Source organism: Kitasatospora sp. CB01950 (assembly GCF_001905465.1).
Classification (GTDB): Bacteria; Actinomycetota; Actinomycetes; order Streptomycetales; family Streptomycetaceae; genus Kitasatospora.
The window spans coordinates 97,482-118,093 of sequence record NZ_LISX01000013.1 but is presented as its reverse complement, the minus strand read 5'-3'; the positions used below and the strand labels follow the sequence as shown (position 1 = coordinate 118,093).

Here is a 20,612-nt window from a genome sequence, read left to right as displayed (position 1 = left end):
CCGGGGGCCCGGCGATCCGTCGGGCCCCCGGTGGCGCGCGGCGTCAGTTCACCGGGGCGTTGACGCGTTCGATCTGCTGGGTGCCGCTGCGGGTGCGGTAGGAGCGGGTCCACTTGGCGGTGGCGTCGGGCCTGGTGCGGTCCGACAGGACGTAGTAGTCCATCTGCGCCCGCTCGGCGGTGATGTCGAGGACGCCGTAGCCGTGCGAGTCCAGGTCGGTCCACTTGACGTGCCGGTTGGCGGCCTGGATCGCGGCGACGGCCACCAGCGAGAGCGTCTGCGGGGCGACCTTCAGGATGTCGTCGATGTTGTCGGAGCTGACCGAGGTGACCACGAACTCGGTGGCGGCGCTGCCGGACGCCGGGTAGGTGGCGGCCTCGAAGGGCACGTCGCAGGCCCAGGCGGAGTGGATGTCGCCGGTGAGGAACACCGTGTTCGTGATGTGGTGGTCCTTCAGGTGGCCGAGCAGTTCGCGCCGGTCGTGGGTGTAGCCGTCCCACTGGTCGACGTTGACGGCCAGGCCCTCGCCGGGCAGGCCGAGCAGCTGGGCGAGCGGGCGCAGCAGGTAGTCGGGGAGGGCGAGGAACGCGACGGGCGAGATCATCACCTCGTTGCCGACCAGCCGCCAGGTGGTGTCGGAGGCGGCCAGTCCGGCCTTCAGCCAGTCGAGTTGGGCCCGGCCGGTGATGGTGCGGTCGGCGGAGTCGACGTCGCCGTTGCCGATGCCGGCCTGCTGGGAGCGGAACGAGCGCAGGTCGAGCAGGTGCAGGTCGGCGAGCCTGCCGTAGCGCAGCCGCCGGTAGGTGGTGCCGGCGATGGACGGGCGGACGGGCATCCACTCGAAGTAGGCCTGCTTGGCGGCGGCGACCCGGGCGCTCCAGTCGCCCTCGGCGCCGGGGGTGTGGTTCTCTGCGCCGCCGGACCAGGCGTCGTTGGCGAACTCGTGGTCGTCCCAGATCGCGACGGTGGGGACGGCGGCGTGCAGCGCCTGGAGGTCCTGGTCGGTCTTGTAACGGCCGTGCCGGGTGCGGTAGTCGGCGAGCGTGACGATCTCGTTGGCGGGGGCGTGCGGGCGCACCACGGTGCCGCGGGTGCCGTACGCGCCGGAGGCGTACTCGTAGATGTAGTCGCCGAGGAAGAGGAAGACGTCGAGGTCGCCGCGGGCGGCCAGGTGGCGGTAGGCGGAGAAGTAGCCGGCCTCCCAGTTGGCGCAGGACGCGACGCCCAGGCGCAGCCGGTCGACGGCGGCGTCGGTGGCGGGGGCGGTGCGGGTGCGGCCGACGGGCGAGACGGCGCTGCCGGCCAGGAAGCGGTACCAGTAGGCGGTGTCGGGGCGCAGGCCGCGGACGTCGGCCTTGACGGTGTGGTCGGTGGCGGCGGTGGTGGTGACGGTTCCGGTGGCGACGACGGCGGTGAAGGCGCGGTCGGTGGCGAGCTGCCACTGTACGGCGGTGTCGGGTCCGAGTCCGGAGCCGGGGACGGCGGCGGCGCCGGGGGTGACCCGGGTCCACAGCAGGATGCCGTCGGGCAGCGGGTCGCCGGATGCGACGCCGTGCAGGAACTGGGCCGGCTCGGCGGCGGCCGCGCTGCCGTGGGCGGCGGCGAGCGGCAGGGCGAGAGCCCCGGCGGTGAGGGCGGCCGCCTGGATGACCTGGCGGCGCGCGGGGCGGGCGGTGGGCGCGGGAGCGGTGGGTTCGGTCACACCACAGGAGAATTACCGACCGGTAATGCCTTGTCCAGACCGCGAGTTGACTATTCGTCAACGCTTCACCACGATATCGCCAAGACATTCGGATCGCCTCCGAACCATCAGGTCGCGAGTGCACAGCCATGGGGTCGGCCCCGCACGCCGTCCAGGCAGTGGCCATACAGGTCGGACTGGGCGGCACGGCCGACAGGGCGGCGGGGAGCCGGCCGCCCTGTCGGGGGGTGGTGGGTCAGCAGCCGGCCAGGACGTTGGTGAGGGCCGTCTTCTCCGCGCTGTCGACGGAGAGGTTGTAGTAGTACTTCACCTGCACCCAGGCGCGGACGTAGGTGCAGCGGTAGGAGGTGACCGGCGGCAGCCACTCGGCCGGGTCCTTGTCGCCCTTGGAACGGTTGGTGCTGGCGCTGACGGCGAGCAACTGGGGGCGGGTGACGTCGTTGGCGAAGGCCTGGCGCTGGGCGGTGGTCCACGCGGAGGCGCCGGAGTCCCAGGCCTCGGCGAGCGGGACTATGTGGTCGATGTCCAGGCCGGAGGCGGCGGTGATGGTGACGCCGTCGTACGGGGAGACCCAGGTGCCGGAGGTGGCGGCGCAACTGGCGTCGGTGACCACGTTCGAGCCGTCGCGCTTGAGGACGGTCTCCCGGGTGTTGCAGGTGCCGGAGATGGTGATCCAGGTCGGGAAGAGGTCGCGGTTGTAGCCGGTGCGGTCCTCGGCCTTGACGGTGAGCAGGCCGAGGTAGCTGCGGGCGGTGGCGGCGGAGATCGGGGTGGGGAGCGCGGCCTCGGCGTTGCCGGCGCTCACGGTGACGACTCCGGCGGTGAGCGCGGCGGTGGCGGCGAGGGTGGCGAAGCGGCGGAGGAAACGGTTCGTCACGACGGGGAGCTCCTGGACTCGGTGCTGGGGCAGGGGGGTTGCGGTGCCGAGTCAGCGTGGCAGGCCTGGGTCTATGCGGGTAGATCCCCGGTCGTGAAAATTGCATTACCGTCTGGTAGCCATATCCGTCCGCGATGTGAAGGTTCATCATCAATCGGGCGGCGTCCGGACCCGGCATCCAGGTCCGGCGTCCGGGTTCAGCGTCCGCGCGCGGCCGGCCAGCGGTCGAGCGGGAGCGGGCCCCGGGAGCGGATGGTGCGGATCGCGAACGTGGACCGGGCGTCCCGGACCGGGCCGATCGCCAGGATCTCGTCCAGCAGCACCAGTTCGTAGGTGGCCAGGTCCGGCACCGCGATCTCGACCAGGAAGTCGGCCTCGCCGGAGACCACATGGCAGGCGACCACGGCGGGGATCTCGGTCAGCGCCTGCTCGATCTGCCGCGACGTCTCCCGCGAGTGCTGCTCGACCCGCAGCGAGACGAACACCGTCAGCCCCAACCCGACGCGCTCCCGGTCGAGTTCGGCCCGGTACCCGGCGATCACCCCGTCCGCCTCCAGGGCCTTGGTGCGGCGCAGCGCGGAGGACGGGGAGAGCCGGACGGCCTCGGCGAGATCGACGTTGGCGGTGCGGCCGTGGCGCTGGAGGTGCTCCAGGATGGCACGGTCGATGCGGTCGTACTGCTGGCTCGGCATGCCGTGCACCCTAGTAGCGCCGGCGCGGTGGATTCTGCCGTTCCGGGCACCGAGTGCGGCGATATTCGCCAGCGTGTGCCGCGCGATCGGGGCCACAATCGCCGCATGACCGAGACGATCGCCGAAAGCCGTCCCCACCTGTCCACCGCCGGGGCGTCCGCGCTGTACATCGGGGCCCTGCTGGGCCCGAGCCTGCTGCTACTCCCGGGGCTGGCGGCCCGCGCCGCAGGTCCCGCCTCCCTGCTCGTCTGGCTGGCCCTGCTGGTGCTGTCCGGGCTGATAGCCGCCGTGTTCTGCGCGTTGGGCACCCGGCTCGGCTCGACCGGCGGCATCGCCGGGTACACCGCCGCCGGTCTCGGCGAGCGGGCCGGACGGGCGGCCGCCTGGTGCTTCCTGGCGGGCGTGGTGGCGGGCGCGCCGGTGGTCTGCCTGATCGGCGGCAGCTACGCGGCGGCGGCACTCGGCGCGGGCGAGTCGACGGCGATCCGCGCGGCGCTGGTACTGCTGGGCCTGGTGCTGGCGGTCCGGCTGCTGGGGGTGCGCACCGGAGCGGGGCTCCAACTCGCGCTGGTGTCGGTGCTGGTGGCGCTGGTGCTGTTCGCGGTCCTCGGCTCCGCGCCGCACTCGCGGGCCGCGAACTGGACGCCGTTCCTGCCGCACGGCTGGGCCGGCGTGGCGAGCGCCGCGCCGCCGCTGATGTTCGCGTTCGTCGGCTGGGAGGCCGCGGCCTCGCTCACCACCCGGCTGCGCGACCCTCGCCGGCAGCTGCGCCGGGTGGTGCTGATCGCCTTCGTGGTGACGTCGCTGCTCTGCCTCGGCCTGGCCGCGGCCACCGTCGCGGTGCTCGGCCCCGGCGCGGGCGGCGCCGTCCCGCTGGCCGACCTGCTGAGCTCGGCGATCGGCGACAGCGGCCGAATCCTGGCCGCCGGCGCGGCACTTGTGCTCACCCTCGCCGCCACCAACACCTACCTCACGGGCGCCGCCGAACTCCTTGAGGCCCTGCTGCCGCCCACCCCCGCCCCGGGCCGCCGCGGCTCCTACGCGGTCCTGGCCACCACCGCCCTGACCGGCGGCCCCCTGATCGCCCTGGTCGGCTCCGGCGTCCTGACCACCTCCCAGCTGGTCGCCGTCCCGACCGCCCTGTTCCTCTCCGTCTACGTCGCCTGCACCGCCGCCGCGGCCCGCATCCTGACCGGCCTCCCCCGCCTCGCCGCCCTCATCTGCTGCCCGGCCGTCCTCGCCCTCACCCTCGGCACCGGCTGGCCAGTCCTCGCCGTCGCCGCAGTCGCCCTCGCGGCCGCCTTCACCGGCCGCCGCACGACCGCCCCCGGACGCAAGGAAGTACCGCTGCCCACCCCCGAGTTGGACACCCACTGACCGCCCCCGGGGACGCTGCCGCGAGGCACCGGCGTCCCACCTCGCGCGGTGCGGCAGGATCACGGACTAGAGCTTGATCCAGTAGCGCCGCAGAAGGCCGTGTTCGGTGTCCTGTACGCCTTCGAGGACGCCGCTGTGGTGCTCGATCGTCTTCACCGAGGCGAGGTTGTCGACTTCGCAGACGATCAGCACCTGGTCCAGACCGAGCACCCGCGCCTCGTCGAGTATCCGGCCCAGTGCCCAGGTGGCCAGTCCGCGTCCGCGGGAGGACGGCCGGATGCCGTAGCCGATGTGGCCGGACTGCAGCACGTGGTCATTGAGCCCGTGCCGCAGCGCGATCCCGCCGTGCACCCGGTCGCCCTCGACGATCCATCGGTACGTACAGCCCTGATCGGTCGCGACCGCTTCCGCACCCGACTCCTCGGCCAGCAGCGCCACCCAGGCCGCGAACCCGTCCGGCGAGTCGACCTCGTCCGACGGCCCCAGCCCGAATCCGTCCTCGTGGAGGCCGGGACCCCACTCGGCATGCGCGTCGAGCCAGGCGGAGTGCAAGCGGGTGGTGGGCGCGATGAGTTCAGGCATACGGCGACGATACCGACTTGGACGCCCGCGGACCTGCGAGTCGTAGAAGACGCCGGCGGCGCGGTTGATGCCGGAGGCGATCCTCCGCGTGGGCGGGGTCGCATCGAACTGACGCCCCGGCCTCGTGCGGGTATTCCGGCTCGGGCGGTGGGTGGTTCACCGCCTCGTGGGGTTTGGGCGGGGACGGGTGTCGGGCCGGGTGGCGAGGGCCGGAGGATCGGGCAATGGACCCTGCCCCAAGCGCGTTCCCGCCGTTCCCGCACCCACCGTGGCCGCCACCGCACTCCCACTGCCCGAGCCCCTCGCCCAGCCCGTCACCCACGCCCCCGCCGACCCCGACCCCGGCCCCGTCCCCGGCACCCACACCGACGCCGTCCGCGACCCCGTCGGCAGCCGCCCCGGCGCCGCCGGCCGTCGCCTCGCCGCGTCATTCCCCGCCTCCGGCACGGAAGGCGGCCTCGCACGCACCCGCCCCAGCCGCCGCCGCGCCCCCGCCGGAGCCCTCGCGTCCCGCCCCCGCCGTCCCGACGACCGTCGCCGCCGCGCCGCCGACAGCGGCCGTGCCGGTGCACTCGGCGGCGATCGAGCCGTCGGTGTGGGCGACCGTGCTGCTGCTCACCGTCCTGCTGCCGGCGGCGCTCGCCGCGTTGGCCGGGCAGCATCTCGTGTTCTCCAGGAGGAGCCGATGAATCCCTCTCCGCTGCTCGGCGCACTGTCCGCGATGACGCTCGCCGTCGGCGCGCTCGCGATGGCGCACCGAATGCGCCCGAGGACGCCGGAGGGCGAGCCGCCCCCGGATCCGCATCCCGCGCTGGGCGCGATCGGCTCGGGGCTGCTGTCCGGGTTCACCCTGCTGACGGGGTTCCTGATCGCCACCGGCTGGGCCGCTCACAGCACCGGCATCGTCCCGCCGGACGGCCTGTACCTGGCGGACCTGGCGGCGGGTGCCGCGGTGCTGCTGTACCCGTCGCTCGCGGGGCTGCCGTTCACGCCGCGGTACGTGACGGCGGTGTGCCTGTTCGGGCTGCTGGTCGGCTATGTGATGGTGATGGCCGTTCAACTCCGGCCCTGAGCAACGTGGTTCGCCCCGCCGCCCCACCGGTTGGGGGCGACGGGACCGGGGAGGGGCGGGTCAGGACGTGGCGCAGGCCGACCCGTTCACGGTGAACGCGCTCGGGGCGGTGTTGTTGCTGCCGTACGTGCCCTGGAATCCGAACGCGGTGGACGCGCCGGCCGCCAGGGTCCCGTTGTAGCCCTGGTCGGTGGCGGTGACGGCGGCCCCGCTCTGGGCGACGGTGGCGTTCCAGGCGCTGGTGATCTTCTGGTCGCCGGGGAAGGTCCAGGCGAGCTTCCAGCCGGAGATGGTGGTGCTGCCGGTGTTCTTCACCGTGATGTCGGCGGTGAAGCCCCCGCTCCACGAGTTGGCCCGGTAAGCGACCGAGCACGACGCCCCACCGCTCGGCGGCTGCGACGTCGGCGGCTGCGACGTCGGCGGCTGGGAGCTCGGCGGGCTGCTCGGGTCGGGTGCGTTCGCCGCCAGCTGGTAGGCGATGTCGGGGACGAACGTCCCGGCGGTCGCCGCGCAGCCGTCCGCCTCGCCCGGGGGCTTGATCCACAGGAAGGCGTCGATCGCGCTGTCCCCGGTGCTGGCCGTCGGGTAGTTGCCGATGGCCCGCCCGGACGGGTCGCACCAGGTGCTGCCGGCGGGGCCGTTGCCGTTGCGGCTGGTGTCGACGACGGCGTGCAGGTTGCCGGGGTTGCCGAGCGCGGAGAGCACGTTGCGGGCGAACGCGGTCTCGCCCGAGGTGGCGTTGAAGTTGGAGACGTTGGTGAAGAAGCCGTCGGCGTTCAGCACGCCCGCGCTGCGCAGCCGGCTCGCCTGCTCGCTCGCGGAGTTCCAGGTGGAGTGCCCGCCGTCCAGGTACACCTTGGCGTTGGGGCCGGCGGCGTGGATGGCGGTGACGGCGCGCGACAGGGAGGCGAAGCGGTCGCTCTGCTGCTGGGCACCGAGGCACGTGGTGAGCGCGATCGAGTCCGGTTCGAGGATCACGATGGAGCGCGAACTGCCCAGCCCTGCCGCGAACTTGGTGGCCCAGGCGTCGTACGAGGCGAGGTCGGGCGCGCCGCCGGCGGACGCGCCGCCGCAGTCCCGGTTGGGGATCGCGTAGGCGACCAGCACCGGGGTCTGTCCGGCCTGCTCGGCGGCCGCCGTGACCGCGCGAACGTCCGAAGTGACGGTCGCGGGGCGGTAGTTGCTGAACCAGATGCCCTGCGGCTGGCTGGCGATCCGCTTGGAGATCACCGGCGTCCGGGAGTCGCCCGGGTTGGCGGCCACCCACTTGACGGCCTGCGAGGCCGGGTCCCGGTAGAACTGGGTGCCGGCGGGCAGGCTGCCCTGCACGGCGGCGTCGGCGCCACCGTTCAGGCCGACGACCAGTCCGAGCGCGACGGTCGTGGCGGCGAGCGCGAGCGCGGCCGCCCGCCGGGAGGGGCGGCCTGCGGGGCGCGGTGGGACGGTGCTGCGCCGGCGGGGGTCGGGGGTGTGCACGGTGTCCTCCGGGGGTGCTCTCGGGTGGGAGAGGATGGACGCCCGCCCTGGCGGGGGCGGGCCGACCTGCGCCGCAGCGGGGAACGGAGCGTGGGAGCGCTCCCGTAGCGGCTCGGCCGATGGTAGCGGCCGCCCGCCCTCCGGCGGCAGGCCGCACACATCGCCGACTCCCCTCGCGCCGCCCGCCGTTGACGTCTTCTCCCCCACCCCGACCTGCGCCCTTACCGTCGCCCGGGGCCTTCGCGCCCCCGCAGGCCCGCCTGTAACTTTCTGTCGCACCGCCGGTCGCGCCGCGTACGGTGGACCCGTCAGGTGCGGACACACCGGGGAGGCGGACGATGCGCACAGCGGGGCGGGCGGTCGGGAGTGTGGCGCTGGCGGCGCTGATCTGGGCGGCGGCGTACTTCGGGATACGTGAACTGGCCGCGTTCTCCTACCGGTTCAGCCTCCAGCTCGTCGCCCCTGCCGTACTGATCACCGCCCTGGTCCTGCTCCTCGCCGCCTGGTCGTCCAACCGGGACGACCCCACCGGCTGGATGGTCGTCCTCGCCGTCCTCGCCGTCGTCATGCTGATCGCCCACGGCCACCTGCTGGACGTCCGGGCGCTGCGCGACCACGGCCTGGAACAGCACGCCCGCGTCACCCGCGTCACCACCGAGTTCGACGCCAACAACTCCAGCTACCCGCGCCTCACCCTGGAGGCCCTGGACGGCCCGCCCCTCACCGGCACCGTCGACGGCAACCTGGGCTCCTCCTTCCGCGTCGGCCAGACCGTCACCGTCACCACCGACCCGGTCGGCCATGTCGGCCCGCAACTCGGCACTCTCCCGGGCGCCGCCAACCAGCGCTGGACGATCTGGATCGACGACACGACCGGTGCGCTGATGGTCGTGCCGCTCACCGGCTGGGCGATCGACCGCATCCGCAAGCACCTCGCCACCGCACGGAAGTCGCCTGCGGCAGAACAGAGTTGACGCTGTATCAGCGGTTCAGGTCGAGCAGGGCGGCCATCGCGGCGAGCACGGACGGGGCGACCCGGTAGTACACCCAGGTTCCACGTCGCTCCGAACTGAGCAGGCCGGCCTCGCGCAGCTTCTTCAAGTGGTGGGAGACGGTGGGCTGGGAGACGCCGACGTCCTGGATGTCGCACACGCAGGCCTCGCCGCCCTCGTGCGAGGCGACCTTCGAGAACAGCCGCAACCGCACCGGGTCGCCGAGCGCCTTGAACATCGCCGCCATCCGCACCGCGTCCGCCTCGGACAGCTCGGCCGACACCAGCGGCGGACAGCACGGCGCGCTCTCCGGCTCGGCCGTCGGCAGCTCGGCCGTCGGCAGCTCGACCACCGGCAGCCCGACCATCGGCAGCTCGGCCCTTGAATTCGACATGCATCAATATTGACATCTGTCGAACCAGTGGGCAAGGTCGAAGGCACCAGCACATCGACATGTGTCGAATCAGGCGACTCGGCCCCGGGGCCGCACCGCCCGGCACGAAGGGGAGAGATCCGCCATGACCTCCGACACCGGCCTGCCCGTCCTCGTCGTCGGCGCCGGCCCGATCGGCCTGGCCGCCGCCGCTCACCTGCTGGAGCGCGGCATCGAGCCGCTGCTCCTCGAAGCCGGACCGTCCGCGGCCACCGCCGTGCGCGAGTGGTCGCACGTGCCGCTGTTCTCCACCTGGTCCGAGGTCGTCGACCCCGCCGCCGAGAAGCTCCTCGCCCCCACCGGCTGGACCCGGCCCGACCCGACCGCCTGTCCGACCGGCGGCGACTGGGTCGGCCGCTACCTCCAGCCGCTCGCCGACGCCCTCGGCGACCGGGTCCGCTACCACTCCCGCGTCACCGGCGTGGCCCGCGCCGGACGCGACCGCATCGTCGACGCGGGCCGCGACGAGCAGCCCTTCACCGTCCACGTCGAGCACCCCGACGGCACCGAGGAGCGCGTCCTCGCGCGCGCCGTCGTCGACGCCTCCGGCACCTGGGCCACCCCCAACCCGCTCGGCGCGAACGGCCTCCCGGCCCTCGGCGAACGCGCCGCCGCCGGCCGCGTCGCCTACCGCATGCCGGACCTGAACGACACCGCCGTCCGCGCCCGGTACGCGGGGAAGCGCACCGCCGTCGTCGGCACCGGCGCCTCCGCGTTCACCGCGCTGGCCGCACTCGCCGACCTCGCCGAGGCCGAACCCGGCACCCACGCCGTGTGGGTGCTGCGCCGGGGCATCACCGGCTCCACCTACGGCGGCGGCAGCGCCGACCAGCTCCCCGCCCGCGGCGCCCTCGGCCTGCGCGCCAGGGCCGCCGTCGAGGACGGCCGGGCCACCGCCCTCACCGGTTTCCGCACCACCGCCCTCGAACCCGCCGCCGACGGCCGCCTCGTCCTGGTCGCCGAAGACGGCCGCAGCAGCGAACCCGTGGACCAGGTCGTCGTCCTGACGGGCCTTCGACCGGACCTGTCCTTCCTCACCGAACTGCGCCTCGGCCTCGACGACCGCCTCCAGGCCCCGACCGCCCTCGCCCCGCTGATCGACCCCAACCAGCACTCCTGCGGCACCGTCTACCCCCACGGCGCCGCCGAGCTCGGCCACCCCGAGAAGGACGTCTACCTCGTCGGCGCGAAGTCCTACGGCCGCGCCCCGACCTTCCTCGCCATGACCGGCTTCGAGCAGGTCCGCTCCGTCGCCGCCGCCCTCGCCGGCGACCACGAAGCCGCCGCCCGCGTCGAACTCACCCTCCCCGAGACCGGCGTCTGCGGCGGAGCCGGCCTCTACGACGCCCCCGCCCAGCCGCAGTCCGCCGAGTGCTGCGGCGCCCCCGCGCCGCAGTTGATCACCCTCGGCGCACCCTCCGCCGCGGCTTCCTGCTCCACCACCGGCGGAGGCTGCTGACCCGCTCCGGGACCGGTTGCCGACCCCCCGACGGACTGTCCCGCGTGGGCAGTTGAAGCCCTACACTGCCCTCCGTGACGTACACACCGGCCGAGCCGGCAGCCGCCGCAGCCGCCGCAGCCGCCTTCGGCGCCGAACTCGACCGGACGGCCGCCGGCCTCGGCCTGACGCTGCCCGCGCCGGACCGGCTCAGCCAGAGCGGCGCCGATTTCCTCGACCAAGGCACCGGCGACCGCGCCTGGATCCGCACCTGGGTGTCCAGGGCGAGGCCCGCTGTCTCCTTGCGGCGCGCCGGAGCGACCCTCGCCAACGGCCACGCGCCGAACCTCGCCGGGGCGGTGCGTGCCGTGGCGGCCTGGCAGGCGGGCGCCGACCTCGCGGCCGTCCGGGGCGTCGCACCGTTCCTGATCGTCCACGACTGGGCGTTCGCGCACGAGCGCGAACCCCTCGACGGGGTGGAGCTGGCCTGGCGTCATCGGCTCGGCCACTTCGACACCCGGCTGATCGGGCGCTACCCGCCGAACTTCCGGACGATGTTCGAGGCCGCCTTCGCCGAACCCCGCCTGCGCCGACTGGCACCCGTGACCAGCCACTACATGCTGTGGTTCTCCGCCACGCCGCCGCCGGACCACCGGAAGATCGGCGGATCCATCGAGCCGCGGCACGACGGGAGCTTCCTGGTCCGGAGCCGCAGGGGCGGCGACACCGTCGAGGTCGCCACCGTCGAGGAGGCCGTCGCGCTGGTGCTGGAGGGCCTCCCGCCGGGCTACTGACGGCCCGTCAGAGCAGCCCGTCCCACAGCTGTTCCACGATGACGGCCCACCAGTTCTCGGGGTCGCCGAAGACCGTGGGGTCGAGGGCGGCCAGGTCGCGCTGGAGGGCGTCGACGGCGAGGCCGGCGGGCTGCGGGTCGAGGCCGCGGAGCGCGGGGTGGCGGGCGGCGAGGAGGGACAGGCAGCGGAGGTGGGCGTTGAGCGAGGTGTTGAGGTAGCGGCCGGTGCCGGTGTCGGGGTCGACGGCCCAGATCCGGCCGAGGCCCGCGCCGGTGCCGGTGCCGCCGTCGCCGCACTGGACGGCGATCAGGGCGTGGCCGTCGTCGCCGAGCACCAGGTACTGGGCGAGCAGGGCGCGGGCCCGCTCGGGGGCGCGGGTGCCCCCGCCGGTGGCGGCGAGGTGGTCGGCGACGGTGGGCAGACCGGGCAGGTGGTGGAAGAACGCGGGGACGTCGGCGGGCAGTCCGGCCTCGGCGAGGGTCGCGGCGGTGGCGGCGGGCAGCGCGGCGGGGGTGTCGCCGGCGAGCCGGTGGACGGTGCCGAACTGCTCCGCCAGCCGGGCGCCCAGCGCGCTGTCGCTCTCGGGGGCGGCGGCGGGCACCGCGCGCGGGAACGGGATCCGGTTGGGCCGGGGCGGCGCGGGGCGGCCGGCGCGGCGGAAGCTGTCCTCGGTGGCGTCGGCGAGGGCGCGGACGGCGGCGGCACGGCGGTCGTAGCGCGGGCCGTAGGCGTGGCCGTAGTCGAAGGTGGCGGCGGGGAGTTCGGCGAGCAGCACGGGCGCGCAGTAGCCGCCGGGCAGTTCGCAGGGCCGCAGGTCGGTGTAGACGGACAGCACGTCCTGGGGGCGGACGCCCTGCTGCTGGAGGGTGCGCCAGGCGCGGACCTCGGGGTGGCCCTCGCCGGGCGCGGAGAGCTGGAACAGGCTCTGCTGTTCGCCGGCGGCGTCGCGGTAGGTGAGGACGACGGAGTTGCCGGGGCCGACCACCGGCGGGCGGGACGGGTCGTGGCTGCCGGCGCCGAGCTTGTCGCGGTAGAGCTGGACGACCTCGTCGACGGGCACCGAGGGCCAGTGGGTGAGTTCGCCGGTCTCCCGGTCGACGACGGCGCAGGCGGTGCCGATCTCGGCGGGTGCGCGGCGCTCGCCGACGGGCTGCTCGGGTTCGGCGCCGGGGACCGGCCACAGTACCCAGCCGAGGTCGAACTCGTGCACGCCGATCCGGTGCCACTGGTCCTCGGGCCGGGCGCCGTTGATCCACTGGTGGGCCGCCTCGATGGCCTGCTCACGGGTCGTCACGCGGTCGTTCTCCTTCGGGGCCGGTTGGTCGGTGTTCACAGTAATGGACGGGTTCCGGTCACTGTCCGGCCGGTTGCAGCGCGGCGACGCCGTGGGCGTCGGCGATCAGCAGCAGCCCGTCGGTGGTGAGGTCGGCGCCGGCCAGGGGTGCGGCGGACAGGAACGCGGCGATCGGCCCGGTGACGGTGCCGTCGGGGTTGCGCTGCCAGAGCCGGACGTAGTCGCTGCCGGTGGAGAGCGCGAGGGCGCCGGCGGCGCGCTGGTCGCCGTCGGGGCGGGCGAGCCGCTCGGGGTCGGTGTGGTCGATCTCGCCGGTGCGGGCGTCGTAGGCCGCCAACTCCGGTTCCTGGCCGGGTCGGTGGGCGATCAGCAGCTGGCCGCCGTCGGGCCGGACGGCGGCGGTGACGGCGCCGACGCCGGTGAGCGGGCGGGCCCACAGGGTGCGCCAGGGCACGTCGAGGCCGGTGGTGTCGAGGCCGGGGAGGCCGTCCTGGCGGGCGGCGTGGTCGAGCAGCGCGGCGCGCAGTTCGACGCCGAGTTCCTGGCGGGCGAAGAGCGGGGCGAGGCGCAGCCAGGTGCGGCCGAGCGGCGGCAGCGGGGTGCCTTCGGCGGCGAGGAGGTCGACGGCGGCGCGCAGGCGGTGCTGTTCGGCGTGCAGCAGGAAGCCGGGGTCGGTGAGGAGTCCGTCGAGCAGGCCGCCGTGCAGGGCGTGTCCGGGGAGTTGCTCGCGGAGGTAGCCGGTGGCGTCGGCCCAGCGTCGGGGGGTGTCGCCGGGGAGGGTGGCGAGCAGGGCGGTGGCGATGCGGCGGTGGACTTCGCGGGCGGTGCGGCCGAGGCGTTCGCGGATCTCGTCGGCGACGGCGGGGTGGACGATGCGGGCGCCGGGTGTGCCGTCGCCGGTGGTGGCGAGGTCGAAGAACGGCAGCAGCAGGTCGCGTCCGCCGGCCAGGGCGGGGCCGAGGTCCTTGCCGGCGACGGCGGAGGCGACGGGGGCCCACAGGTCGAACGGGAGGGGTTGGCCGGGGCCGGCGAGGGCGAGGGGGGCGAGCAGGCGGCGCAGGGTGAGTTCGTCGCTGCCGCAGCGTTCGGCGTGCAGGTCGAGGGCGTCGCCGGCGCTGCGGGGCAGCGGCAGCGGGCTGCCGGGGCGGGCCTGGACGGACCAGCCGGCCAGTCGGACCACCAGCGGGGTGTCGGCGACGGCGGCGAGCTGGCGGGCCACGGTGGGTTCGGGGAGGGCGAGTTCGGCCTGTCGGAGCAGGGCGTCGGGGTCGCGCCAGGGGTCCCGGTCGAGGTCGAGGATCTGCAGCTGGTCGGCGGGGACGTCGCCGGCGAGGCGTTCGGCCTCGGCGCGGGGCAGGTCGGCGAGCAGGCGGACGCCGGGGTTGAGGGCGAGGGGCAGCAGCACCTCGGTGGTGACTCTGGCGGGCTCGTCGGTGCCGGTGAGCAGGCCGGCCCGGTCGATGTCGGCGACGACCACGGCCTGCGGCTGCTCGGGGGTGCCGAGTCCGGCGAGCACGGCGGGCAGCCGCTCGGCCCGGTCGGTGCCGGGGGCGAAGGTGTCGGCGAGCAGCCAGCGCAGTTGGACGGCGGTGAGGCCGGTGGCGTCGAGGACGGGCGGTGCGGGGAGGTCGGCGGGCGGGACGGTGGCCGGGTCGAGGGCGGCGAGGTCGAGGCGGTCGCGGTGGGCGGGGTCGCTGAGCATCAGGAAGGCGGTCAGCAGCCGGGTGCGGCCGCTGCCGCTGTCGCCGGTGATCAGCACCGTGCGCGGTGCGTCGGCCGTGCCGGCCCGCCAGGCCGCCAGGGTGCGCAGCGCTGCCGCCCGGCCGCCGAGGTGGGGGTGGGGCTGGTGGGCGACGGTGGTGTCGGTCACTTCGGGTCTCTCCGGTCGGGGGGAGGGGAGGCGGCGGGGAGGCTCAGGCCCAGGTGTCGGGTTCGAGGACGTGCTGCCAGCTGTCGGTGGCGGCGGCGTCGGGGTCGATTCCGGCGACGCGGGTGCGGAGTTCGGTCAGCAGGTCGAGGCTGTCGGCCTCGCGGGGCCAGTAGACCGTCAGGTACTGGGCCTGGAGGGCGATCATGGTGAGGAAGCGTTCGAGGGTGGTGCCGATCAGGGGGTCGCGGGGGCGGGTGGTGGCGGGCCAGTGGGCGGGCATCATCCGCAGCACCCGGCCGTCGCTGCCGTCGAGCACCAGGTCGGCGCCGAGCCAGCCGCCGAGCAGGTGGTAGGGGCCGGTGCCGGCCCGTTCGACGCCGTCGGGCCAGGGGCGGGCGGGCAGTCCGTCGTCGGGGGTGAGCCAGTAGCCGGTGGGGCTGTCGACGGCGGGCAGGCCGACGGTGGCGAGCAGGTCGCGGGTCGGGCCGTGGGTGATGCCGTCGGGGACGGTGTCGATCCGGTGCAACTTCCCTGCGCCGAATGCCTGTTCGAGCAGCTGCCGGAGGTCGGGCTGTTCGGCCGGGTCGTAGCGGCGGGGCATTTGGCGGCCGAACAGGCCGACCAGCGGGACGAGTCGGTGCTCGGGCGCGTCGCGCAGCAGCTCGACGTCGGGTCGGACGGCGTAGACGCCCCGGTCGCCGGCCACCACCAGCAGGTCGCCGACCGCACCGCAGGTCTGCGCGTCGGGGTGGTGGAACAGTCCGAGCGGCGCGCCGTCCGGGCCGTCCAGGACGGTGGCGTAGCCGCGTCCCGCCTTGACCGTCAACTCGGCTTCGACGGGCGTGAGTCGGCCGTCCGCTGCGCCGATCGGGCGGCCGGTGGCGGCGTCGCTGACGAAGGCGTTCTCCTCCTCGTCCTCGGTGACCGCCACGGGCGTGCCCCGGAGTTCGGCGGCGTACACCCGGTCGATCTCCTCGGTGTGCCAGGGCTCGGTGCGGGGGGTGAACGCGCCGGGGGGGCTCCACCGGGACCACACCGTGCGGAACGTCAACGGCTCGGGGCACGCGGCGGCGAGGGCCTCGGCGCGCTCGGCCTGGCCCCGAGTGTGGGCGTCGTGCGCGAGCCGGGCGATCCACTCGCCGTGCGGCGCGCCGGCCAGACCGTAGCCGAGGAGGTAGCGCAGCGCGGCCGCGTGCGTGCCGTACCGGAACTGCCCGTCGGCGTACGCGACGCGCAGGGCCTCCACCAGCGCGTCCTGCGGGACGTGCGCCAGGGCGCGCGGGTCGTCGAGCAGGTCGTCGAAGCGTCCGGCCTCGACGGCGTGGCCGGGCAGCGAACGGGCGGCCCACGGGTCGGTCAGGTCGGCGGCGAGCAGGTGCTCCGTCATCCGGGCGTGGAACGCGGCGGCCTCGGCCGGGGTGTAGCGCAACTCCTCGACCAGCGCGGGCCGTTCGAGGCCGACCGTGCCGTCCGCCGCCCGGACCAGCGGCTCGGCGGGCAGCGCCAGCAGGTCGGCCTCCGTCACGGGGACGTCCGCGGCCCGGCACAGCTCGGCCCAGGCGGCCACCGGCACCCGGCGCAGCTGGGCGTTGGCCAGCGCCCGCAGGGCGGCCAGGGTCTGCGGGGGGACGGCCGAGGTCAGCGCCGCCAGTTCCTCCGGGCCGGTGCCGCCCGGCAGTCGGAGGACCTCCAGCCAGTACCCGGTGGGTTCGGCGGCGGGCGGCGCGGGGGGCTGCGCCTGTTCGACGACCAGTTGCAGCCGGCCCTCCTCGGCGGGGGTGGTGAGCGCGGCGACGACGGCCCGCAGGCGCTCGGCCCCGCCGCCGCAGGACAGCGTGCCGGCCCGCTGGGTGTTGGCGAGCAGCACGGTGCGGGGTGTCCGGTCGCGGCGCAGCGCCCGTTCCAGGTCGGACAGGGTGCCGTAGCCGCGTCGCCGCAACGCGCCGGTGCGGTCGACGAGTTCCTGCGCGACGGAGTCGGCGCCGCGGTCGGCGGCGTCGATCACGACGGCGTCCGGGAACGCCTCGGCGATCCCGGCGAGCACCGCGCTCTTGCCGCTGCCGGCCGGGCCGGTCACGTGGAGCCGGCCCCGGCTGCCGCCCTGCAGTCGTTCGGTGGCGGCGGCGATCGCCGCCGCCACCGCCGTCTCGTCGCGCCCGGTCATCCGGCCACTCCCTTGCTCACTGGCTCATGGTCGTTCGTCGCTGCGGTGGGCCGGAGCGGCCCCCGGGCTCACAGGCCCTGGCGCTTCTTCTCCATCTCCATCCAGGCCCGGCCGACCTCGGCCACGTGGTCGCCGAAGTCCCGCTCCATCTTCTGCTTGGGCGTCAGCTCGCCCTGGGGCACCTCCACGTCGACACCCGCGCCCTTGCGGTACCCGGTCGCATAGTAGACCGGCACGCCGGTCTGTTCACGCGACAGATAGCCGGAGCAGTCCGCGTGACCTGGGCCGATGCCGCAGGGCTCGCGCTCGGTGTACAGGCTGAGCACCTCCGGCTGGTCCTTCTGGTCGCGGGTCGCCTTCAGGTGGTCCATCCAGCCGCCGAGGTGCGTCTCGGAGTGCAGCGGCGTGATCCCGGCGCGCGGGGTGCTGGGCGGCACCGAGCTGTCCACCACGAAACTGACCTGCTTCGTCCTGGGGTCGTACACCTCGATCACCGCGTAGTTGCGCCCGGTGAGGTCCGGCCGGTGCGCGGCGTCCTTGACCGCGCCCTGGATGCTGCGCTTGCCGAACGTCTCCTTGATGTCGCTGCGGAGGTCGTTGTAGTTCGCGGACTGCTTCAGTCCCGCCTCGCCCTTGGACGTGGAGTGGTCGACGGCGCCGCGGCTGGAGGTGTCCGCCTCGCCCGGGGCGCTGCCCTGCACCCGGGGGTCGGCGTTGTAGGGGTACGACATCGGCTCGGGGCTGGCGCCGACGCCGTGGTTCTTGTGGAATTCGTCGCTCATCCGGCCCATGGCGGCGACCGCGGCGCCCTGCTCACCCGGGTCCATGTCCTTGAACCCGGGCAGCGCGTCCTCGAGCGCCTTGCGGTTGAACGTCTTCGGGTTGCCGGCCTTGCTCTTGTCGAGCACGTCGCCGAGTTCGCCGTTCTCCGCCCACTCGTTCAGGCGGTTGTAGACGTTCTCCATGTCGAGCTGGCGGACGTCGTTGGTGTCGCGCAGCTTCTGCTGGTTGGCGTCCGGCTCGACGCCGTAGAGCTTGTCCTTCGTCCCTTCCTTCGGGTCGAGGTGCTCGTCGCTGCGGGCCGGCTCGTGGATCGGGTGGTCGGGGTCGTTCTTCCGGCGCTCGTCGACGACCTCCTTGTCGGTCTTCGGCGTGTCGCCGTCCGGGTTGCTGTGCGACGGGCCCGCTTCGGCGTTCCCGTTCCCGTCCCCGTCGTGCTTCGACTTCTTCTTGGCCGCCCCGTCCTCGTGCTCGTCCTCCGCCTTGTTCTTGCCCGCCGGGTCCTCCGGCCGCCGGTCCGTCCTGTCGTGGTCGGTGGTCGGGCGGTCGGTGGTCGAATGGTCGTTCTTCGGCGGGTCGTTGGTGGGGTGGTTGTTGGTGGGGTGGTCGTTGGTGGGGTGGCGGTCCGGGTCGAGGGTGATCGCGAACACGCCGTGGTCACCGTTGTGCAGCGGCTTGTCGCTGCGCTGGCCGGTCTGGTTGTCCAGGTAGGTGATCTTGCCGTCGTGGTTGACGACGTTCCACGCGTGGGCGCGCCCGTCGGCGTCCTGCGTGATGATCACCGCCTGCGAACCGTGCCCGTCGTTGCGCAACTGGTCCTCGACCCGACGGAACGCCGGATCCCCGTTGCCCATGTCCCGGAACGGCGCGCCGAGCTGGTTCTCCGCCCGGTCCCGGCCGCCCCGCTCACCCTCCGGCCCGCCGTCCCGGCGCGGCGCGGCGGCCGTCGGATTGCCGCTGTAGGTGTCCGCCGTCGACAGCGCCACGTCGAGGCAGTTGTTGTCCCGCCCCGGCGCCCGGTGCCCGTCCCCGTTGACCGCCCCCGGCCAGTCCCCGTTCGGATCCGGATGCCGCTGCGGCGTCCCGTCCGGATTCCGCGGCACCCGGCTCTCCAGATCCGCCTGATGTTGCGGATCCGGCCGATCCAGCCCGCCCGGCGTGTCGTACGGCCGACTGTCCGCGAGCCCGCCGTCCGGCCGCGGACTGTGTCCGTCGGGCGCGGCGTCCTGGTGCGAATTGTCCGCGTCGGGGCGGTGGTCGGCGTCGGCCTGGTGATCGCCGCCGGGACCCTCGCCATCGGGTCGGTGATCGGCATCGGACTGGTGGTCGGTCTCGGGGCGGTGGCCGTCAGGACGGTGATCGGCGTCGGGACGTGCGCCGTCGGGGTTCGCCGAGTCCGGACGACTCGAATCCGGCCGCGCCGTGTCGGAGTGGTTGCCATCGGGGCGGGCAGCGTCAGGACGCCCACCATCCGGGCGAGTTGAGTCCGGATGCCCACCGTCGGAGTGGCTACCGTCCGGGCGGGCAGCGTCAGGACGCCCGCCGTCCGGGTGCGGCGAGTCGGACCGCGAACCGTCCGGCCGCGGCGAGTCGGAGTGGTTGCCGTCAGGGCGGGCCGCGCCCGGCTGCCCACCGTCCGGGCGAGCCGAATCAGGACGCCCACCATCGGGACGCGAACCGTCCGGCCGCGCCGTGTCAGGACGCCCACCGGCGGGGTGGCTACCGTCCGGGCGGGCAGCGTCAGGACGCCCACCGTCCGGGCGAGCCGAATCAGGACGTGCACCATCCGGCCGCGCCGAATCAGGACGCGCCTGGTCGGGGCGACCACCATCCGGCCGCGCACCGTCAGGACGCCCACCTTCGGGACGGCCTGGATCGGGACGCGAGCTGTCAGGCCGTGCTGTTTCCGGGCGAGTTGAGTCCGGACGTCCGCCGTCGGGGCGCGCCGAATCAGGACGCCCGCCCTCCGGGCGACCCGTGCCCGGGCGTGCCGCATCAGGCCGTGCCGTGTCCGGCCGTCCCGTGTTCGGCCGTCCCGTGTTCGGCCGAGCGCCGTCCGGGCCGCCGCCGGGGCGGCTCGTGTCGGGGCGGTCGGCCGCCGGGCGCGGCGTGAACGTCGAGTTTCCGGTGGGCTGTTGGCCTTGGCGGTCGGGGCCGTGGCCCTGTCCCGGCACCGTCGGGGTGGTGCCCGGCCCGGACGTCGGACGGCCCGCGCCGCCCCCGCCGGCCGGAGCGCCGCCGGTCGGCGCACCCCCGCCGGTCGGCATCCCGCCGCCCCCCATCGGCATGCCGCTACCCGCGACACCTCCCCCGCTCACGGGGCCGGTGCCGTCCGGACCGGTCGTCGTGGTGCCGCCGGCACCCGGCCGCTGGTCGGTGCCCACGTGGGGCGGCGGAGCGGTGGCCGTCCCGCCGAGACCGGCCACGTCCAGACGCGGCGGAACCTGACTGTGCGTCGAGGAGTCGGAGTCGCTCCGCTGCTCGCCACCCCGGAACGGGGGCGCACCCCCAGCCATGGCGGGGGACCCGACGGGCGGTCGCATGCCACTGCCGCCCGAACCGTCGTGCTGCGTCCCGTCCGAACCCTGCTCGTGGTGCGGACCGAGTGCCGCACCCGAAGGCCCAGGCTCACCCACCGCCACACCCGGCCGCTCATGATGCGGACCCGGCGCCCCACCCGAAGGCCCAGGCTCACCCACCGCCACACCCGGCCGCTCATGATGCGGCGTCTCCCCGGGACGCGGCGCAGGAATGTCGTGCGGACGGCCGCCGTCAGCCCCGTGCGACGGACCCGACGGCGAGTCGCCCCCGCGCACCGGCCCGGGCGCCGGGCTCCCGTGATCCACCCGCGGCTGGTGCCCGTCCCCGGGCCGCGGCTCGTGCTCAGGCCGATGCGACGGCCCGTCATTCCCGGCCGGGCGGCCACCATCGGCACCTGTGTGCGGCGAACCCTCATGACCCGCAGGCCGACCCGCATCAGCATCCGGCCGATGCGGCGCACCCTCGTGCCCGGCCGGACGCCCACCATCGGCACCTGTGTGCGGCGAACCCTCATGACCCGCAGGCCGA

Annotated in this window: 16 protein-coding genes; 6 read left to right on the top strand and 10 right to left on the bottom strand. The window is 74.7% G+C overall.

The annotated features are described in order from the left end of the window. Window positions 1-43: 43 nt before the first annotated feature. From AMK19_RS27290 to AMK19_RS27280, 3 genes are all read right to left on the bottom strand, one after another. A complete protein-coding gene (locus AMK19_RS27290) occupies window positions 44-1,702 on the bottom strand; it encodes an alkaline phosphatase D family protein (RefSeq protein ID WP_073816256.1) in 1,659 nt (552 codons plus the stop codon). Between the two features lie 235 nt (window positions 1,703-1,937). Next, on the bottom strand, window positions 1,938-2,579 hold the full coding sequence (locus AMK19_RS27285) for an HNH endonuclease family protein (protein ID WP_073816254.1): 642 nt from the start codon (window positions 2,577-2,579) through the stop codon (window positions 1,938-1,940). Window positions 2,580-2,776: 197 nt separating this feature from the next. Next, window positions 2,777-3,271: an Lrp/AsnC family transcriptional regulator gene (locus AMK19_RS27280; RefSeq protein WP_073816252.1), complete on the bottom strand. Its 495-nt coding sequence runs from the start codon at window positions 3,269-3,271 to the stop codon at window positions 2,777-2,779. A gap of 105 nt (window positions 3,272-3,376) precedes the next feature. Here AMK19_RS27280 and AMK19_RS27275 point away from each other — a divergent pair, with 105 nt between their 5' ends. Beyond that, the gene (locus AMK19_RS27275) at window positions 3,377-4,648 is read left to right on the top strand and encodes an APC family permease (RefSeq protein ID WP_083647407.1); all 1,272 of its coding nucleotides are present in this window, start codon (window positions 3,377-3,379) and stop codon (window positions 4,646-4,648) included. Window positions 4,649-4,714: 66 nt separating this feature from the next. Here AMK19_RS27275 and AMK19_RS27270 read toward each other — a convergent pair whose 3' ends face one another. Next, on the bottom strand, window positions 4,715-5,230 hold the full coding sequence (locus AMK19_RS27270; protein ID WP_073816251.1) for a GNAT family N-acetyltransferase: 516 nt from the start codon (window positions 5,228-5,230) through the stop codon (window positions 4,715-4,717). Between the two features lie 560 nt (window positions 5,231-5,790). On the opposite strand from AMK19_RS27270, the gene AMK19_RS38280 reads away from it, so the two are divergent. Then, entirely contained in the window at window positions 5,791-5,919 is a 129-nt protein-coding gene (locus AMK19_RS38280) for a hypothetical protein (RefSeq protein WP_274537003.1), read from the top strand. Continuing rightward, entirely contained in the window at window positions 5,916-6,302 is a 387-nt protein-coding gene (locus tag AMK19_RS27265) for a hypothetical protein (RefSeq protein WP_073816249.1), read from the top strand. The genes AMK19_RS38280 and AMK19_RS27265 overlap by 4 nt, the downstream gene beginning before the upstream one ends. A 60-nt stretch (window positions 6,303-6,362) precedes the next feature. Here the strand turns inward: AMK19_RS27265 and AMK19_RS27260 are convergent, their stop codons facing one another. Further along, complete coding sequence (locus AMK19_RS27260) at window positions 6,363-7,778, bottom strand: glycoside hydrolase family 6 protein (protein WP_073816247.1); 1,416 nt, start codon at window positions 7,776-7,778, stop codon at window positions 6,363-6,365. 338 nt (window positions 7,779-8,116) lie between these two features. On the opposite strand from AMK19_RS27260, the gene AMK19_RS27255 reads away from it, so the two are divergent. Further along, on the top strand, window positions 8,117-8,752 hold the full coding sequence (locus tag AMK19_RS27255) for a hypothetical protein (RefSeq protein WP_143200423.1): 636 nt from the start codon (window positions 8,117-8,119) through the stop codon (window positions 8,750-8,752). Window positions 8,753-8,759: 7 nt separating this feature from the next. Here AMK19_RS27255 and AMK19_RS27250 read toward each other — a convergent pair whose 3' ends face one another. Beyond that, on the bottom strand, window positions 8,760-9,137 hold the full coding sequence (locus tag AMK19_RS27250) for an ArsR/SmtB family transcription factor (protein WP_073816243.1): 378 nt from the start codon (window positions 9,135-9,137) through the stop codon (window positions 8,760-8,762). A 151-nt stretch (window positions 9,138-9,288) separates the two neighbouring features. Between AMK19_RS27250 and AMK19_RS27245 the strand changes: the two genes are divergently transcribed. Both AMK19_RS27245 and AMK19_RS27240 read left to right on the top strand, forming a co-directional pair. After that, window positions 9,289-10,662, top strand: coding sequence for an NAD(P)-binding domain-containing protein (locus tag AMK19_RS27245; RefSeq protein WP_073816242.1), 1,374 nt, complete (start codon window positions 9,289-9,291; stop codon window positions 10,660-10,662). A gap of 74 nt (window positions 10,663-10,736) precedes the next feature. Beyond that, window positions 10,737-11,435: a DUF6193 family natural product biosynthesis protein gene (locus AMK19_RS27240; RefSeq protein ID WP_073816240.1), complete on the top strand. Its 699-nt coding sequence runs from the start codon at window positions 10,737-10,739 to the stop codon at window positions 11,433-11,435. Between the two features lie 7 nt (window positions 11,436-11,442). Here the strand turns inward: AMK19_RS27240 and AMK19_RS27235 are convergent, their stop codons facing one another. The 4 genes from AMK19_RS27235 to AMK19_RS36170 form a co-directional block, all read right to left on the bottom strand. Beyond that, the gene (locus AMK19_RS27235; protein WP_073816359.1) at window positions 11,443-12,729 is read right to left on the bottom strand and encodes an SUKH-4 family immunity protein; all 1,287 of its coding nucleotides are present in this window, start codon (window positions 12,727-12,729) and stop codon (window positions 11,443-11,445) included. A gap of 58 nt (window positions 12,730-12,787) precedes the next feature. Next, window positions 12,788-14,599 carry a hypothetical protein gene (locus tag AMK19_RS27230; RefSeq protein ID WP_073816238.1) on the bottom strand — a complete coding sequence of 604 codons (1,812 nt, stop codon included), beginning with the start codon at window positions 14,597-14,599 and terminating at the stop codon, window positions 12,788-12,790. A gap of 43 nt (window positions 14,600-14,642) precedes the next feature. Next, complete coding sequence (locus AMK19_RS27225; RefSeq protein ID WP_073816236.1) at window positions 14,643-16,763, bottom strand: SUKH-4 family immunity protein; 2,121 nt, start codon at window positions 16,761-16,763, stop codon at window positions 14,643-14,645. Window positions 16,764-16,831: 68 nt separating this feature from the next. Beyond that, entirely contained in the window at window positions 16,832-18,646 is a 1,815-nt protein-coding gene (locus tag AMK19_RS36170; protein WP_073816234.1) for a toxin glutamine deamidase domain-containing protein, read from the bottom strand. Between the last annotated feature and the right edge of the window lie 1,966 nt (window positions 18,647-20,612).

Excerpts from the sequence above, each read along its gene's own strand:
- AMK19_RS27280 (WP_073816252.1), bottom strand. The coding sequence starts at position 3,271 with ATGCCGAGCCAGCAGTACGACCGCATCGACCGTGCCATCCTGGAGCAC.
- AMK19_RS27275 (WP_083647407.1), top strand. The coding sequence starts at position 3,377 with ATGACCGAGACGATCGCCGAAAGCCGTCCCCACCTGTCCACCGCCGGG.
- AMK19_RS27270 (WP_073816251.1), bottom strand. The coding sequence starts at position 5,230 with ATGCCTGAACTCATCGCGCCCACCACCCGCTTGCACTCCGCCTGGCTC.
- AMK19_RS27265 (WP_073816249.1), top strand. The coding sequence starts at position 5,916 with ATGAATCCCTCTCCGCTGCTCGGCGCACTGTCCGCGATGACGCTCGCC.
- AMK19_RS27255 (WP_143200423.1), top strand. The coding sequence starts at position 8,117 with ATGCGCACAGCGGGGCGGGCGGTCGGGAGTGTGGCGCTGGCGGCGCTG.
- AMK19_RS27250 (WP_073816243.1), bottom strand. The coding sequence starts at position 9,137 with ATGGTCGGGCTGCCGGTGGTCGAGCTGCCGACGGCCGAGCTGCCGACG.
- AMK19_RS27245 (WP_073816242.1), top strand. The coding sequence starts at position 9,289 with ATGACCTCCGACACCGGCCTGCCCGTCCTCGTCGTCGGCGCCGGCCCG.
- AMK19_RS27225 (WP_073816236.1), bottom strand. The coding sequence starts at position 16,763 with ATGACCGGGCGCGACGAGACGGCGGTGGCGGCGGCGATCGCCGCCGCC.